At 67.0% G+C, this 13,436-nt stretch carries 15 protein-coding genes; 8 read left to right on the top strand and 7 right to left on the bottom strand.

The window, feature by feature from the left end; genetic code table 11:
* Nucleotides 1–78: 78 nt before the first annotated feature.
* The 3 genes from RMCB_RS10015 to RMCB_RS10025 are packed head-to-tail and all read left to right on the top strand — an operon-like array spanning nt 79 to nt 2,254.
* Complete coding sequence (locus RMCB_RS10015; RefSeq protein ID WP_072278453.1) at nt 79–609, top strand: hypothetical protein; 531 nt, start codon at nt 79–81, stop codon at nt 607–609.
* On the top strand, nt 609–1,772 hold the full coding sequence (locus tag RMCB_RS10020) for a glutathionylspermidine synthase family protein (protein ID WP_062828672.1): 1,164 nt from the start codon (nt 609–611) through the stop codon (nt 1,770–1,772). Before RMCB_RS10015 ends, RMCB_RS10020 begins: the two co-directional genes overlap by 1 nt.
* A gap of 20 nt (nt 1,773–1,792) precedes the next feature.
* On the top strand, nt 1,793–2,254 hold the full coding sequence (locus tag RMCB_RS10025; RefSeq protein ID WP_051244169.1) for a DUF350 domain-containing protein: 462 nt from the start codon (nt 1,793–1,795) through the stop codon (nt 2,252–2,254).
* 76 nt (nt 2,255–2,330) lie between these two features.
* On the opposite strand, the gene RMCB_RS10030 is transcribed toward RMCB_RS10025, so the two are convergent.
* Together RMCB_RS10030 and RMCB_RS10035 are read right to left on the bottom strand one after the other, a co-directional pair.
* A complete protein-coding gene (locus RMCB_RS10030) occupies nt 2,331–3,458 on the bottom strand; it encodes a glycerate kinase (RefSeq protein ID WP_062828673.1) in 1,128 nt (375 codons plus the stop codon).
* A 19-nt stretch (nt 3,459–3,477) separates the two neighbouring features.
* On the bottom strand, nt 3,478–3,897 hold the full coding sequence (locus RMCB_RS10035; RefSeq protein WP_029373294.1) for a MarR family winged helix-turn-helix transcriptional regulator: 420 nt from the start codon (nt 3,895–3,897) through the stop codon (nt 3,478–3,480).
* Between the two features lie 45 nt (nt 3,898–3,942).
* Between RMCB_RS10035 and RMCB_RS10040 the strand changes: the two genes are divergently transcribed.
* From RMCB_RS10040 to RMCB_RS10055, 4 genes are all read left to right on the top strand, one after another.
* Nucleotides 3,943–4,632, top strand: coding sequence for a class I SAM-dependent methyltransferase (locus RMCB_RS10040; RefSeq protein WP_029373295.1), 690 nt, complete (start codon nt 3,943–3,945; stop codon nt 4,630–4,632).
* Nucleotides 4,633–4,773: 141 nt separating this feature from the next.
* Nucleotides 4,774–5,523: a UMP kinase gene (gene pyrH, locus RMCB_RS10045; RefSeq protein ID WP_029373296.1), complete on the top strand. Its 750-nt coding sequence runs from the start codon at nt 4,774–4,776 to the stop codon at nt 5,521–5,523.
* A 29-nt stretch (nt 5,524–5,552) separates the two neighbouring features.
* Nucleotides 5,553–6,110, top strand: coding sequence for a ribosome recycling factor (gene frr, locus RMCB_RS10050; RefSeq protein ID WP_029373297.1), 558 nt, complete (start codon nt 5,553–5,555; stop codon nt 6,108–6,110).
* A complete protein-coding gene (locus tag RMCB_RS10055) occupies nt 6,110–7,000 on the top strand; it encodes a phosphatidate cytidylyltransferase (RefSeq protein ID WP_062828674.1) in 891 nt (296 codons plus the stop codon). Before frr ends, RMCB_RS10055 begins: the two co-directional genes overlap by 1 nt.
* Here the strand turns inward: RMCB_RS10055 and RMCB_RS10060 are convergent.
* Nucleotides 6,959–7,864: a DMT family transporter gene (locus RMCB_RS10060; protein WP_201028265.1), complete on the bottom strand. Its 906-nt coding sequence runs from the start codon at nt 7,862–7,864 to the stop codon at nt 6,959–6,961. The genes RMCB_RS10055 and RMCB_RS10060 overlap by 42 nt on opposite strands.
* A gap of 78 nt (nt 7,865–7,942) precedes the next feature.
* On the opposite strand from RMCB_RS10060, the gene rlmN reads away from it, so the two are divergent.
* Nucleotides 7,943–9,040: a dual-specificity RNA methyltransferase RlmN gene (rlmN, locus tag RMCB_RS10065; RefSeq protein WP_062828675.1), complete on the top strand. Its 1,098-nt coding sequence runs from the start codon at nt 7,943–7,945 to the stop codon at nt 9,038–9,040.
* Nucleotides 9,041–9,127: 87 nt separating this feature from the next.
* Here rlmN and RMCB_RS10070 read toward each other — a convergent pair whose 3' ends face one another.
* From RMCB_RS10070 to glgC, 4 genes are all read right to left on the bottom strand, one after another.
* Nucleotides 9,128–9,679, bottom strand: coding sequence for a TetR/AcrR family transcriptional regulator (locus RMCB_RS10070; RefSeq protein WP_029373301.1), 552 nt, complete (start codon nt 9,677–9,679; stop codon nt 9,128–9,130).
* Entirely contained in the window at nt 9,672–9,818 is a 147-nt protein-coding gene (locus RMCB_RS36010) for a hypothetical protein (protein ID WP_165606271.1), read from the bottom strand. The genes RMCB_RS10070 and RMCB_RS36010 overlap by 8 nt, the downstream gene beginning before the upstream one ends.
* 134 nt (nt 9,819–9,952) lie before the next feature.
* A complete protein-coding gene (locus RMCB_RS10075; RefSeq protein ID WP_062828676.1) occupies nt 9,953–12,151 on the bottom strand; it encodes a glycoside hydrolase family 3 C-terminal domain-containing protein in 2,199 nt (732 codons plus the stop codon).
* Nucleotides 12,152–12,172: 21 nt separating this feature from the next.
* A complete protein-coding gene (glgC, locus tag RMCB_RS10080) occupies nt 12,173–13,411 on the bottom strand; it encodes a glucose-1-phosphate adenylyltransferase (RefSeq protein ID WP_062828677.1) in 1,239 nt (412 codons plus the stop codon).
* Nucleotides 13,412–13,436 lie beyond the last annotated feature (25 nt).

Consider the following 13,436-nt stretch of genomic DNA (forward strand, 5'->3'; position numbering starts at 1 on the left):
CCGGGTGAGGACTATCAGCCGGGCCACGTCGTCCTGCCGGGCGAGCCCATTCACTCCGGCCCGCCCCAGCAGGGCTCGATCCGCTGGCAGGAGCCGGGCGTCACAAAACCGCGGCCACCCACCGTCGCCGAGGCCCGTCAGCGTGACAAGGCGCGCAAGGCCCGCGAGGCGGCCGAACAGTGGGCCGCGCTGCAGGAGCAGAAGCGCGAGGAGCGCCAGGCCCACGGCCGCAAGGTGTTCATCGGTTCGGTCGCGGTGGTGGGTGTCGTCGGCGCCGTCGCGCTCGGCTACTACCTGCTGCATCAGGATCAGGCCAACGAGGTCTCTGCCACCTGCGTCAAGGACGGTACCAACGAAGTGGTACCCGACTCGTACTGCAGCGACGGGTATGCCGGCTCGCACAGCACATTCATCTACGCCGGATCGCCGTACCGCTACTACTACGGTGGCAGCAGCGGTGGTATCGGCAGCATCGCCCGTGGCGGGACCATCGAGATCCCCAAGGGCACGACGGCGAGGACCAGTTCCGGTCAGTCGATCACGAAGTCGGGTTCGTCGGTGAGCCGCGGCGGCTTCGGTTCCAAGAGCAGCGGAAGTTCAGGTAGCTGATGCGCAGGGAAAGACACGCCCCGCGGCAGGGCTGGGAAGGCATTGTCGCCGCTCAGGGAATGTGTTTCGGCACCCCGGCGCGCGACGGGTCCGGCGCCGCCCGACCGTACTGGGACGAGTCGGTGCACTACGTGTTCGACATGGACGAGGTGCTGTCGCTGGAGGCCAGCGTCGAGGTGTTGCACTCGATGTGTCTGCAAGCCGTCGAGCAGGTGGTTCTGATGGAGCGCTACCGCGACTTCGGGCTGCCGGAGTGGAGCTGGGAGCACGTCGAAAAGTCCTGGCGCCGAAGCGATCCCCATCTGTATGGGCGCTTCGACCTGCGTTACGACGGACGCCGGCCTCCAGTTCTGTTGGAATACAACGCCGATACGCCGACCACCCTGCTGGAGGCGTCGATCTTGCAGTGGTACTGGAAGACCGACGTGTTTCCCGAAGACGATCAGTGGAACTCGTTGCACGAGAAGCTGGTTGAGCGCTGGGGCAAGATCCGGGACTTGTTGCCCGGCAGCGAGACCCACTTCACCTGGTCTTCGGCGGACGCCTCGGGAGAAGACAACGTCACGTTGGCCTACATCCAGGAGTGCGCTGCCGAGGCGGGCATGAACACCGTCGGCCTGGCGATCGAGGACATCGGCTACGACGAGGACCTGCACCGGTTCGTCGACCTCGAGGAAGCCCCGATGTCCTCGATCTTCAAGCTGTATCCCTGGGAATGGCTGCTCGACGACGATTTCGGGCAGAAGGCGGTCGACCTGCTGCCCGCCACCATGTGGGTGGAACCGCTGTGGAAGACCCTGCTGAGCAACAAGGCGATCCTGGCCGTGTTGTGGGAGATGTTCCCCGGCCACCCAAATCTGTTGCCCGCCTATATCGATGACCCGCACGAGCTGACCGAGTACGTGCGCAAACCCAAGCTCGGCAGAGAAGGCGCCAACATCAACATCGTGGGCGCCGGCTACGAAACCGAGACCGGCGGTGTGTACGGCGAAGAAGGCTACGTCTACCAATTGCTGGACCCGCTACCGCAGTTCGACGACATGCGCCCCGCGCTGGGTGCCTGGATCGTCGGCGACGAGTCCGCCGGCCTCGGCATCCGCGAGACCTCGGGGCTGGTCACCGATGACGGCGCAGCCTTTGTGCCACACCGAATTCCGCAGTGACTCCGGAAGGAAATCTCTTGATGACCCCTGATGTGTCCGTCGTCGCGCTCAGCCGTGACTACTGGTCGGTCGTCGGCCACGGCGCGGCCGCGATCGTGCTCTACACCATCGTGGGGATTGCGCTGATGGTGCTCGGCTTCTTCGTGATCGACTGGACCACACCGGGTCCGCTGCGCGCTCTGGTGCAGGCCGGGCGCCCCAACGCGGCGGCGATCACCGCGTCGGGGGTCATCTCGATGGCGCTGATCGTCGTGCTGGCGATCTACAGCTCGTCGGGTGATCTGATCCAGGGCCTCATCACCACGCTCGTCTTCGGTCTGCTGGGCATTGCGGCACAAGCGGTTTCGGTGCGGCTCATCGAGTTCGCCAAGGGCGTGGACATCGGCCGCGTGCTGGCCGAGGAGAAGTTCACCCCCGAGGTGCTGGTGGTCACGGCCTCGTACCTGGCGTTCGGCCTGATCGTCGCCGCCGCCATCCTCTAGTTCTTCCCGCGAGCAGACGCGAAACCCCCCATTTTCGGCGAAAAATAGGGGGTTTCGCGTCTGCTCGCGGGGAAAATCAGCCCGCGATGTCCCGGCACACGGCGGCCGTCGCGCGGGTGAGCGATTGCGGGCCCTCGCGCAGCGCCTGTACGATCGGCGTTGCCGCAGCGGTGATTCCGACGATACGGTCCACACCGTTGGCGAGCAGCACGTCGGCATCGGGCGCCACCCGTCCCGCGAAGATCACCACCTTGGCGCCGGCCCGGGCCGCGGCGCGGGCCACCCCGAACGGCGTCTTGCCCAGCATCGTCTGGGCGTCGACGCTGCCCTCGCCGGTGAACACCCAGTCCGCGCCGGCCAGTGCCTGATCCAGCCGCACGGTCTCGGCGATCATCTCGACGCCCGGGCGGCATTCGGCGCCGAGAAAATCCATCAGTCCGAAGCCCAGTCCTCCCGCCGCGCCGGCACCGGCCCGCTCGGGATGGGCCGCGCCGAGCGTCGACTCGGTCACTGCGACCAGGCGGCTCAACCCGTGCTCCAGCGCATCGACATCGGCTGCGGTGGCGCCCTTCTGCGGCCCGAACACCGCGCTGGCACCACCAGGGCCGAGCAGGGGAGCGGTGACGTCAGAGGCGATCCTGATCCGGACCTCGGCCAGCCGAGGGTCGAGGCCGGACAGGTCGATGCGCTGCAACCGGGCCAGCGCCGCGCCCCCTGGCGGCAGGGGAGTGTCGTCCGGGTCGTAGAACACCGCGCCCAGCGCTGAGAGCATCCCGGTACCGCCGTCGTTGGTCGCGGAGCCGCCGAGCCCGATCAGCAGGTCGGTGGCGCCGTGATCGAGTGCCGAGGCGATGAGCTGTCCGACGCCGAAGGTGCTGGCGCCCAAGACGTCCCGCTCGGCGGGTGCGATGAGTTCCAGGCCTGACGCCGCAGCCATCTCGATCACCGCCAGCCCCTGGTCCGCGACGTAGCCGTAGTGCGCGAGGGTCGGTCGGCCCAACGCGTCGCGGACCTCGACCCCGATGCGCTGACCGTCGAGGGCGTCGACGACGGCGTCGACCGTGCCCTCGCCGCCGTCGGCCATCGGCACTCCGACGCATTCGGCGGACGGCCATACCGCCAGCACACCGTCGCGCATCGCGGCGACCGCCCGCGACGCGGTCATCGATTCCTTGAAGGAGTCCGGGGCCAGGACAATTTTCATTGCGTGAGGATAATCAGCGTCAGTCGACGGCGCGCGCAAGCAGGTGCTTGAGTTCGTGCAGTTCGTCGGCGCTGAGATTGGCCAGCGCCGCTACGTCGGCGGCATGGACGACGGCCTCGGCCTGCTTGAGCAGCGCGGCGCCGTCGGGCGTCAGCTCGGCCGGCAGCGCGCGCCCGGAGGCCACGCTGGCAGGCCGCCGCACCACGCCGCGTTCCTGAAGTCCTCGCAGCACGTTGTTCATCGCCTGCGGCGAGACGTTGATGTGGCGGGCCAGCTCGGCGTTGGACTGCCCGGGGGCTGTGGAGAGCACTCGAAGGCAGACGAATTCGGGCAGGGTCAATCCCAGGGGCTGCAGCCGCGCGGCCACGATCGGCTGCAGCACCGCGGTCACGCGGTAGATCAGGAAACCGAGCGGCTGGTCGGCGAGGATGTCACCCATGTCAATGATATTGACACATATCAACCACGTTGATATACCGGACCTATGACCTCATCACAAGAAGCCCAAGAAGTATTCGAATCCGCCTATCGCGGGGAAGCCCCCGAGTTCGCGGGCGTCCGCCCGCCGTGGAGCATCGGTGAGCCGCAGCCGGAGATCGCGGCACTGATCGCCGAGGGCAAGTTCCACGGCGATGTGCTCGACGCCGGATGCGGCGAGGCGGCCACCGCGCTCTACCTCGCCGAGCAGGGTTTCACCACGGTGGGGCTCGACCAGTCGCCGACCGCCATCGAACTGGCCCGCGCTGAAGCGGCCAAGCGCGGCCTGACCAACGCGACCTTCGAGGTCGCCGACATCAGCTCGTTCACCGGCTACGACGGCCGCTTCGGGACCATTGTCGACAGCACGCTGTTCCACTCGATGCCCGTCGAGCTGCGCGAGGGATACCAGCAGTCGATCGTGCGGGCCGCCGCACCGGGCGCGTCGTACTTCGTGCTGGTTTTCGACAAGGCCACCATGGGTGACACCGGCCCGGCCAATCCGGTCACCGAAGACGAGCTGCGCGAGATCGTCGGCAAGTACTGGGTGATCGACGACGTCCGCCCGGCCCGTATCCACGCCAACGTTCCTGCCGCATTCGCCGGCTTCGCCGATTTCGCGGGCACCGACATCCGTGACGAAGGCGGCGACCGCAAGTCTGTTGCCGCGTGGCTGCTGCAGGCGCACCTGGGCTGACAATCGCCCGGCCGGCGACACACCTGCTCGCCCCCAGATCTGACCCGGACTTCGCTCGCAGCCCTCGATAAGGCAGGATGGGTTTGCCGTCCTGGGGTATCCCCGGATGGCTCTCTAATGCGAGGAGTGCCGAGGAAACCGATGGCGGATCCGAATGTCGCCGGCCAGGCCGCAGCACCTATTCGCCCCCTCTACACGCGGGTTCTGCTGAAGCTCGGCGGTGAGATGTTCGGCGGCGGCCAGGTCGGGCTCGACCCTGACGTCGTGCATCAGGTGGCCCGCCAGATCGCCGAGATCGTTCGCGCCGGCGCCCAGGTCGCGGTCGTCATCGGCGGGGGCAACTTCTTCCGTGGCGCACAGCTGCAACAGCGCGGCATGGAGCGCACCCGCTCGGACTACATGGGCATGCTCGGCACCGTGATGAACAGCCTTGCCCTGCAGGACTTCCTGGAAAAGGAAGGCATCGACACCCGCGTGCAGACGGCCATCACCATGGGCCAGGTCGCCGAGCCCTACATCCCGCTGCGCGCCGTGCGGCACCTGGAGAAGGGCCGCGTGGTCATCTTCGGCGCCGGCATGGGCCTGCCGTACTTCTCGACCGACACCACGGCCGCCCAGCGCGCACTGGAGATCGGGGCCGAGGTGGTCTTGATGGCCAAGGCGGTCGACGGCGTGTACACCGACGATCCGCGCACCAACCCGGACGCCGAGCTCATCACCGCCATCAGCCACCGTGAGGTCATCGACCGCGGACTCAAAGTGGCGGATGCGACAGCATTCAGCCTGTGCATGGACAACCGCATGCCGATTCTCGTGTTCAACCTCCTCACCGACGGCAATATCGCTCGTGCGGTGGCGGGTGAGAAGATCGGAACACTGGTCACCACCTGACAGGTGCGACAGCGACGGGAGAACCCAAAGTGATCGACGAGACTCTCTTCGACGCCGAAGAGAAGATGGAAAAGGCCGTGACGGTCGCGCGCGACGATCTCGCGTCGATCCGAACCGGGCGCGCCAACCCTGGCATGTTCTCCCGGATCAACATCGACTACTACGGCTCGATGACACCGATCACCCAGCTGTCGAGCATCAACGTGCCCGAGGCACGACTGGTGGTCATCAAGCCGTATGAGGCCTCGCAGCTCAAGCCGATCGAGGACGCGATCCGCAACTCGGACCTGGGCGTCAACCCCAGCAACGACGGCAGCGTCATCCGCATCTCGATTCCGCAGCTGACCGAGGAGCGTCGTCGCGACCTGGTGAAACAGGCCAAGAGCAAGGGCGAGGACGCCAAGGTGTCGGTGCGCAACATCCGCCGCAAGGCGATGGAAGAGCTGAGCCGCATCAAGAAGGACGGCGAGGCCGGCGAGGACGAGGTCGCACGCGCCGAGAAGGACCTCGACAAGTCCACCCACACCTATACCGCCCAGATCGACGACCTGGTCAAGCACAAAGAAGGCGAACTGCTGGAGGTCTAGTGACCGATCAGCAGGCGGGTTCCGTGGCAAACACACCGGCTTCAGAGCCGACGAACGAGGCCGTGAAAAAGGCGGGGCGCGCCGGGCGTAACTTGCCGGCAGCGATCGCCGTCGGCGTCGGCCTCGGCGGTTCCGTCATCGCCATTCTGCTGTTCGCCCCCAAGGTCTGGGTCGGCGTCGTCGCCGCGGCGATGGCGGTGGCCACCCACGAGGTGGTCCGGCGACTGCGGGAAGGCGGTTACTCGGTACCCGTCGTGCCGCTGCTGATCGGCGGGCAGGCCATGGTCTGGTTGACCTGGCCGTTCGGTGCGGCAGGCGCCCTGGGCGGATTCGGCGGCACGGTGGTGCTGTGCCTCATCTGGCGGTTGCTGTCCGGCGGCCTGTCCGCGGCGCCGGCCAACTACACCCGCGACGTCTCGGTGACGATCTTCCTGGCCGCGTGGATGCCCTTGTTCGGCGCGTTCGGCGTGCTGCTGATCTACCCGCCCGACGGCGCGGGCCGAGTGTTCTGCCTGATGCTGGGCGTGGTGGCCTCCGACATCGGCGGCTACACCGCGGGAGTGCTGTTCGGTAAGCACCCGATGGTGCCTGCCATCAGCCCGAAGAAATCCTGGGAGGGGCTGGCCGGCTCGCTCGTGCTCGGCATCGTCGTCTCGGTGCTGGCCGTGCGGTTCCTGCTCGACAAACCGGCCTGGGTGGGCGTGCCGCTCGGCATCATGCTCGTCATCACCGGCACGCTCGGCGACCTGGTGGAATCCCAGGTCAAACGCGACCTCGGCATCAAGGACATGGGCACGCTGCTGCCCGGCCACGGCGGCCTGATGGACCGCATCGACTCGGTGCTTCCCTCAGCCGTCGCCACCTGGATCGTTTTGACGCTGTTGGCCTGACACATTCAGCCAGCACGCGACCGCGCCGACCGCCAGGCCCGCCACGATCCCGGCATCGGGCCGCTGACCCAGCATCACCCACGACAGCAGGCCCGCGACCGCGGGGATGACGCTGAACAGCATCGCCACCGCCGCCGCGCCGTGGTCGTTGACGGCCCGCACGTAGATCGTCATCCCCAGCAGCGCGTTCGAGACCACCACCGCGGCCACCGCCCCGGCGGCCTTCCACGGATCGGTCACGGTAAACGGCAGCGTCGCCGCGAGCAGTGCCACCGGCACCACGCACACCACGTTCTGCAGCGCCGCAGTGGCCCGGAAGTCCACTCCTGAGCAGAACCGTTGCTGATACACGCCGCCTGCCGCCACCGACACCAGTGACACCAGCAGCAGAAGCACCACCGGGTCCACGCCGCCGACCATCACGAGCCGGCCGGCACACGCCAGCAGCACCGCCAGCACCCCCAGCGTGAGCGCTCCCACGCGTCGCCACGTGAGCCCTTCACCCAGGAACGCCGCCGCCAGCAGTGCCGTCACCACCGGATTCATCGAGATGATCACCGCGCCCAGCACCGCCGGGGCACCGTGCAGCAGCGCCAGGTACAGGCAGCCGAACAACACGCCCTGCGCCAGCAAGCCGCTGATCAGCACATGTACGAGCGTGCGTCCTGTGGGCCAGCTCACCCGTGCCGCCACCGCCCAACCGCTCAGGATCGCGCCGGCCACACCGAACCGGAACACCAGCACCGCCATCGGCGACATGGCCGAAACTGCCAGTGCCCCAATCGGATAGCCCAACGCGTAGAAGAACGTCAGGGTCGACGCGGTCCGCAACGGCATGGGGCTGGGCGCGCTCGCTGTGGCCATAACGCCATGGTGCTGACGCACTGCGGTGCTCGTCCAATCAATTTCGGCCACGTTGGGATGAGATACTGACAAAGAATCATGACCGGATCCCTGCCGCTTGTCTTCGACGCACCGCGACGCGCCATGCCGCCGCGGCATCTCGCCGACCTCGACGAGGAGGGCCGCGCCGCCGCCGTCGCCGAGCTGGGGCTACCGAAATTCCGGGCAAAACAGCTGGCCAACCAGTACTACGGCCGGCTCATCGCCGACCCGCAGAAGATGACCGACCTGCCCGCCGCCGTGCGTGATCAGGTCGCCGAGGCGTTGTTCCCGAGGCTCATCGACCCGGTCAAGCAGATCCAGTGCGATGCCGGCGAGACGCGTAAGACACTGTGGCGCGCGGGCGACGGGACGACGTTCGAGTCGGTGCTGATGCGGTATCCGCAGCGCAACACCGTGTGTATCTCGTCACAGGCGGGTTGCGGTATGGCCTGCCCGTTTTGCGCGACGGGGCAGGGCGGCCTCAAGCGCAATCTGTCGACCGCCGAGATCCTCGAACAGGTGCGTGCCGCATCGTCGGCCATGCGTGACGAACATGACGGTCGGCTGTCGAACATCGTCTTCATGGGCATGGGCGAGCCGCTGGCCAACTACAACCGGGTAGTGGCCGCCGTCCGTAGAATCACTGCATCATCACCCAACGGTTTCGGCATCAGTGCGCGGTCGGTGACCGTGTCGACGGTCGGGCTGGCGCCGGCCATCCGCAAGCTGGCCGACGAGCGCCTCGGCGTCACGCTGGCGCTGTCCCTGCACACCCCGGATGACGAGCTGCGCGACACCCTGGTCCCGGTGAACAACCGGTGGAAGGTCGACGAAGTCCTCGACGCCGCACGCTATTACGCCGACGTCACCGGCCGCCGGGTGTCCGTCGAATACGCATTGATCCGCGATGTCAACGACCAGCCTTGGCGCGCTGACCTTTTGGGTAAGAAGCTGCACAGCAAGCTGGGGCCGCTGGTACATGTGAACCTCATCCCGCTCAATCCCACACCCGGCAGCAAGTGGGACGCCAGTCCCAAGCCGGTCGAGCGGGAGTTCGTCAAACGCGTTCAGGCCAAGGGCGTCTCGTGCACGGTGCGGGATACCCGTGGGCGCGAGATCGCAGCGGCCTGCGGGCAGCTGGCGGCCGAGGGCTGAGCATTCCTCGCCGAGACTACGGTTTATGCCGGGATTTCCGCGGTTTCCAACCACAAACCGTAGTGTCGGCAGGCAAGGGGCGTGAGGCTAGTTCGCGTCGGCCTGTTTGATCCCGACGGCGTGCCGCAACTGTGCGAGGAACTGGTCGCCGTCGTCACTGCGCACGATGTAGTGCGAGACAGCCACCCTGATCGCGGTCGCGGCCTTCACGGCAGCGTTCGGGCCGGACAGCAGCCGCTGCAGGCGGGCCCGCATCACCGGGATGATGTGGTCGAGTTGCGCGATGACGACCTCAGGTTCGATGTCCACCAACCGCACGCCCGAATAAGACTGCTGGTAGGAGACGATGAATCGCAATGCGGCATCCAGCTTTTCGGTTCCGCGCAGCCCTGCTGTCGCGCCGCCGATGCCGGAGTCGAACATTTCGCGCTCGAATTGACCGAAGGCGTCGAGCAATTCCTGTTTGTCGGCAAACCAGCGGTAAAGCGTCGGACGGGAAACCCCGGCCTGCAGAGCTACCTCCGACAGGCTCAGCTTGGTCTGGCCGCTGCGGGCGAGCACCTCGGCGGTCGCCACCAGGATCCGGTGACGCGTCGACGTGTCCTCGACGTCCCGCTGAGCGGGTACTGGTTCATTCACTTCCAAGCCTCGGTCGACGATGGTTTCCCAAATGGTAGGGCCAGCACAGCAATTTCTTGAGTAATGCCACAGTATCGCGGTCGGCAAGCGCCGCCACCGCGCGCAGGGTGTCGTCCAGCGCGATGTCCTCGGTCTGCAAGCCACCCACCCATGGGGGTCGCCAGGCCGACGGCAGGGGCGGGCCGACGGACTGTGGCGGGCATTCGTCAAGTTTACAAATTGTGTCCATACCGTAAATGGATTTCGGGCAGTCCGGGGTATGCCCGCGGGCGGTCAGGACCGCTGAGAGTTGATGGTGGCCAGCAGTTGGTCGAGTTGGGCTCGGCTGACTTTTCCGCCAGAGAACCCGATCATTCGCTCGATCGGGATGGATGCGGCCATCCGGAGCAGATCCACTCTGAGCCCCGGTGCGCTGCCGCCCGCGGGCATGACCTCGGCGACGGCGGCCATCACCACCGGGGCCGCGAACGGATCGGCCAGCAACTCACCCAGCGTCGACTCACCGGTGAACGGCGTCGTCACCGCGTCGCCCTCGACGTGGACCGTTGCCTCAACCCGTAGGTTGCGGCTCGACGCGCCGACCGACACTCGGTAGTCACCACCCTCGACCAGCCAGCCGTCGTTCCAGTACGCGAGATCGGTTCGCCGGACCCGTATTTCGACAACCTGGCACTCGCCCGGAGCCAGCGTCACGCCGGCGAATCCGATCAGCCACCGCGGAGGTCGGCTCACCTCCGACGCCGGCAGCGCGGCATAGGCCTGGACGACTTCCCGGCCCGCCCGCTCGCCGGTGTTGGTCACACTCACGCGCACCTTCGCGAGGCCGTCGTCGACCTGAAGCTGCGAGTACTCGAAGTGCGTGTAGGACAGCCCGTGGCCGAACGGGAACGCGACATCCAGGCCTCGCGCGTCATACCAGCGGTAGCCGACGAATATCCGTTCGCCGTAGAGCGTATGTCCGCGCTCGGACGGGAAGTTCAGATACGAAGGCGTGTCCTGCAGCCGCAGCGGCACCGTTTCGGCGAGCCGACCCGACGGGTTGACCACGCCGAACAGCACGTCGGCGACGGCGCCGCCGCCGGCCTGCCCGAGCAGTGCACCGTCGAGGATCGCCGGGGCCAGCTCGGCCACCGCATCGAGGCGGACCACACCGCCGTGGGCGAGCACCACCACCGTGCGTGGCTGGACCGCGACGACCTCGCGCAGCAATCGGAGCTGCTCGTCAGGAAGGTCGATGTGGGCACGGTCGAAGCCCTCCGACTCCTCCTCGGCGGTCAGCCCGAGGAACAGCACTGCGGTGTCGGCGGCAGCGGCGGCCGCGACGGCCGCGGCCACCGCGTCGGGGCCGGGCCCACCCGCGGCGAAGGTCACCTCGTGCGGCCCGGCGAGCCGACGGATCTCGTCGAGCGGGATGTCCAACCGTGTCGCGTTCACGTGCGAGCTACCGCCGCCCTGATACCGCGGCGTCTGCGCGAACGGCCCGATGACGGCCAAGCGCGACGGGGCAAGCGGCAGCACATCACCGTCGTTCTTGAGCAGTACGACGGCCGCTGCTGCGGCCTCGCGTGCCAGGCGGTGGTGTGCTTCGGCATCGAAAGATCCATCGCTGGAGGGCTTTTCGGTGGTGCGCTGTACCAGCTGTGCCACGCGCTGGGCGGCCTGGGTCACCACTGCCTCGTCGAGCGCTCCAGCCTGCACCGCCGCGACGACGTCGGCGTCGGTGACCCCGCCGGTGGTCGGCATCTCCAGATCCAGCCCGGCCGCCACCGCGGCGACCCGGTCGCGCACCGCACCCCAGTCGCTGACCACGACTCCGTCGAAGCCCCACTCGTCACGCAGCACACCCGTGAGCAGCCAGGCGTTCTCGGTGGCGTAGATGCCGTTGATGCGGTTGTACGAACACATCACCGTCCACGGCTGCGCTTCGCGCACCACCTGCTCGAACGCCCTCAGATAGATCTCGCGCAACGTTCGGTCGTCGACGTCGGAACTGGCCCGCATCCGGTCGTATTCGGCATTGTTGAGCGCGAAGTGCTTCACCGATGCGCCCACGCCCCGGCTCTGCACGCCCCGCACCCATGCGGCCCCGAGCGCACCGGCCAGCAGCGGATCCTCGGAGTAATACTCGAAATTGCGTCCACAGCGCGGATCCCGCTTGATGTTGACGCCCGGTCCGAGCAGCACCTGCACTCCCAGAGAACGGGATTCGTCTCCGAGCGCGGCACCGACGCGCTCCACCAGAGCGGGATCCCAGGTCTGGGCCAGCCCGACCGCGGGCGGGAAACATGTCGCAGGCTCGCTGGCGCCGACGCCGAGATGATCTGTCGCACTACCGGATTGCCTACGTACGCCGTGCGGCCCGTCGGTCAGCACGATCGACGGGACGCCGTCAACGGCCTTGGTGGTCCAGAAGGTGGCCCCGCTACCCAGCGCGGCCCGCTGCTGCAACGGCAGGGCGGAGATGTCAGCCATGCCTCCCAGGCTATCGACGCCTCAGTCGGTGACCTTCTGGAACTTGCCCAGCACAGTGACGCCGCCGTCGGACACCACGAATCCGCGGGCGCGGTCGTGGTCTTTGTCGACGCCGATCTGGACTCCGGCGGGTATCACGACGCCCTTGTCGATGATCGCGTTGCGTACCACGGCGTGTGGCCCGATCACCGTGTTGTCCATGATCACCGAGCGTTCGACGAGGGCGTGCTCCTCCACCCGGACCCCTGGGGACAGCACCGACTCACGCACGAGGGCGCCGGAGACGATGACGCCGTTGGACACCACGCTGTTGACGGCGCGGCCCACGCGGCCGTCGTCTTCATGGACGAATTTCGCCGGGGGGTGCGGCGGAATGTGAGTGAGGATGGGCCATTCGTGGTTGTACAGATTGAAGGCCGGCACGAGGGCGCACAGGTCCATGTGGGCGTCGTAGTAGGAGTCGAGGGTTCCGACGTCGCGCCAATAGCCGGTATCGGTGGGTGCTGCGCCGGGGACCTCGTTGCTCTGGAAGTCGTAAACCTGAGCGAGCCCCTGATCGACCATCATCGGCATGATGTTGCCGCCCATGTCGTGCTTGCTGGAGGAGTCTTCGGCGTCGGTGCGCAAGGCATCGAGCAGGACGTCGGTGGAGAACAGATAGTTGCCCATGGAGACGAAGGTTTCGTCGGGGGAGTCGTGCAGCCCTGGCGGATCTGACGGCTTCTCCAGGAATGCCTCGACTTGACGGCCGTCAGGGCCGGTCTTGATCACGCCGAAGGCGCTGGCCTCGCTGCGGGGCACGCGAATGCCGGCGACTGTCGCGGCCGCGCCACCATCGAGGTGTTGGGCGATCATCTGGCGCGGGTCCATGCGATAGACGTGGTCGGCGCCGAAAACGATTACCAGGTCCGGCTTTTCGTCGTAGATGAGGTTCAGCGACTGATATATCGCGTTGGCCGAACCCGTATACCACTGTGGGCCGAGCCGTTGCTGGGCGGGCACCGGGGTCACGTAGTTGCCGAGCATGCTGCTCATCCGCCAGGTGGTGGTGATGTGGCGGTCCAGGCTGTGGCTCTTGTATTGGGTGAGCACCGCGATGCGCAGCACCCCGGCGTTGACCAGGTTGGACAACGCGAAGTCGATCAATCGGTACAGTCCGGCGAACGGCACCGCGGGTTTGGCCCGGTCCAGTGTCAGAGGTGATAGGCGCTTGCCCTCACCGCCGGCCAGGACGATGCCGAGAACTTTTGGATCGGCCATCTCAGAACTCCTCCGAACGACAACG

Source organism: Mycolicibacterium brisbanense (assembly GCF_001570425.1).
GTDB lineage: Bacteria > Actinomycetota > Actinomycetes > Mycobacteriales > Mycobacteriaceae > Mycobacterium > Mycobacterium brisbanense.

Coding starts and splice junctions, on each gene's coding strand:
- RMCB_RS10040 (WP_029373295.1), top strand. CDS start 3,943: ATGACCTCATCACAAGAAGCCCAAGAAGTATTCGAATCCGCCTATCGC.
- rlmN (WP_062828675.1), top strand. CDS start 7,943: ATGACCGGATCCCTGCCGCTTGTCTTCGACGCACCGCGACGCGCCATG.
- RMCB_RS10020 (WP_062828672.1), top strand. CDS start 609: ATGCGCAGGGAAAGACACGCCCCGCGGCAGGGCTGGGAAGGCATTGTC.
- pyrH (WP_029373296.1), top strand. CDS start 4,774: ATGGCGGATCCGAATGTCGCCGGCCAGGCCGCAGCACCTATTCGCCCC.
- glgC (WP_062828677.1), bottom strand. CDS start 13,411: ATGGCCGATCCAAAAGTTCTCGGCATCGTCCTGGCCGGCGGTGAGGGC.
- RMCB_RS10035 (WP_029373294.1), bottom strand. CDS start 3,897: ATGGGTGACATCCTCGCCGACCAGCCGCTCGGTTTCCTGATCTACCGC.
- RMCB_RS10075 (WP_062828676.1), bottom strand. CDS start 12,151: ATGGCTGACATCTCCGCCCTGCCGTTGCAGCAGCGGGCCGCGCTGGGT.
- RMCB_RS10025 (WP_051244169.1), top strand. CDS start 1,793: ATGACCCCTGATGTGTCCGTCGTCGCGCTCAGCCGTGACTACTGGTCG.
- RMCB_RS10030 (WP_062828673.1), bottom strand. CDS start 3,458: ATGAAAATTGTCCTGGCCCCGGACTCCTTCAAGGAATCGATGACCGCG.
- RMCB_RS10060 (WP_201028265.1), bottom strand. CDS start 7,864: ATGGCCACAGCGAGCGCGCCCAGCCCCATGCCGTTGCGGACCGCGTCG.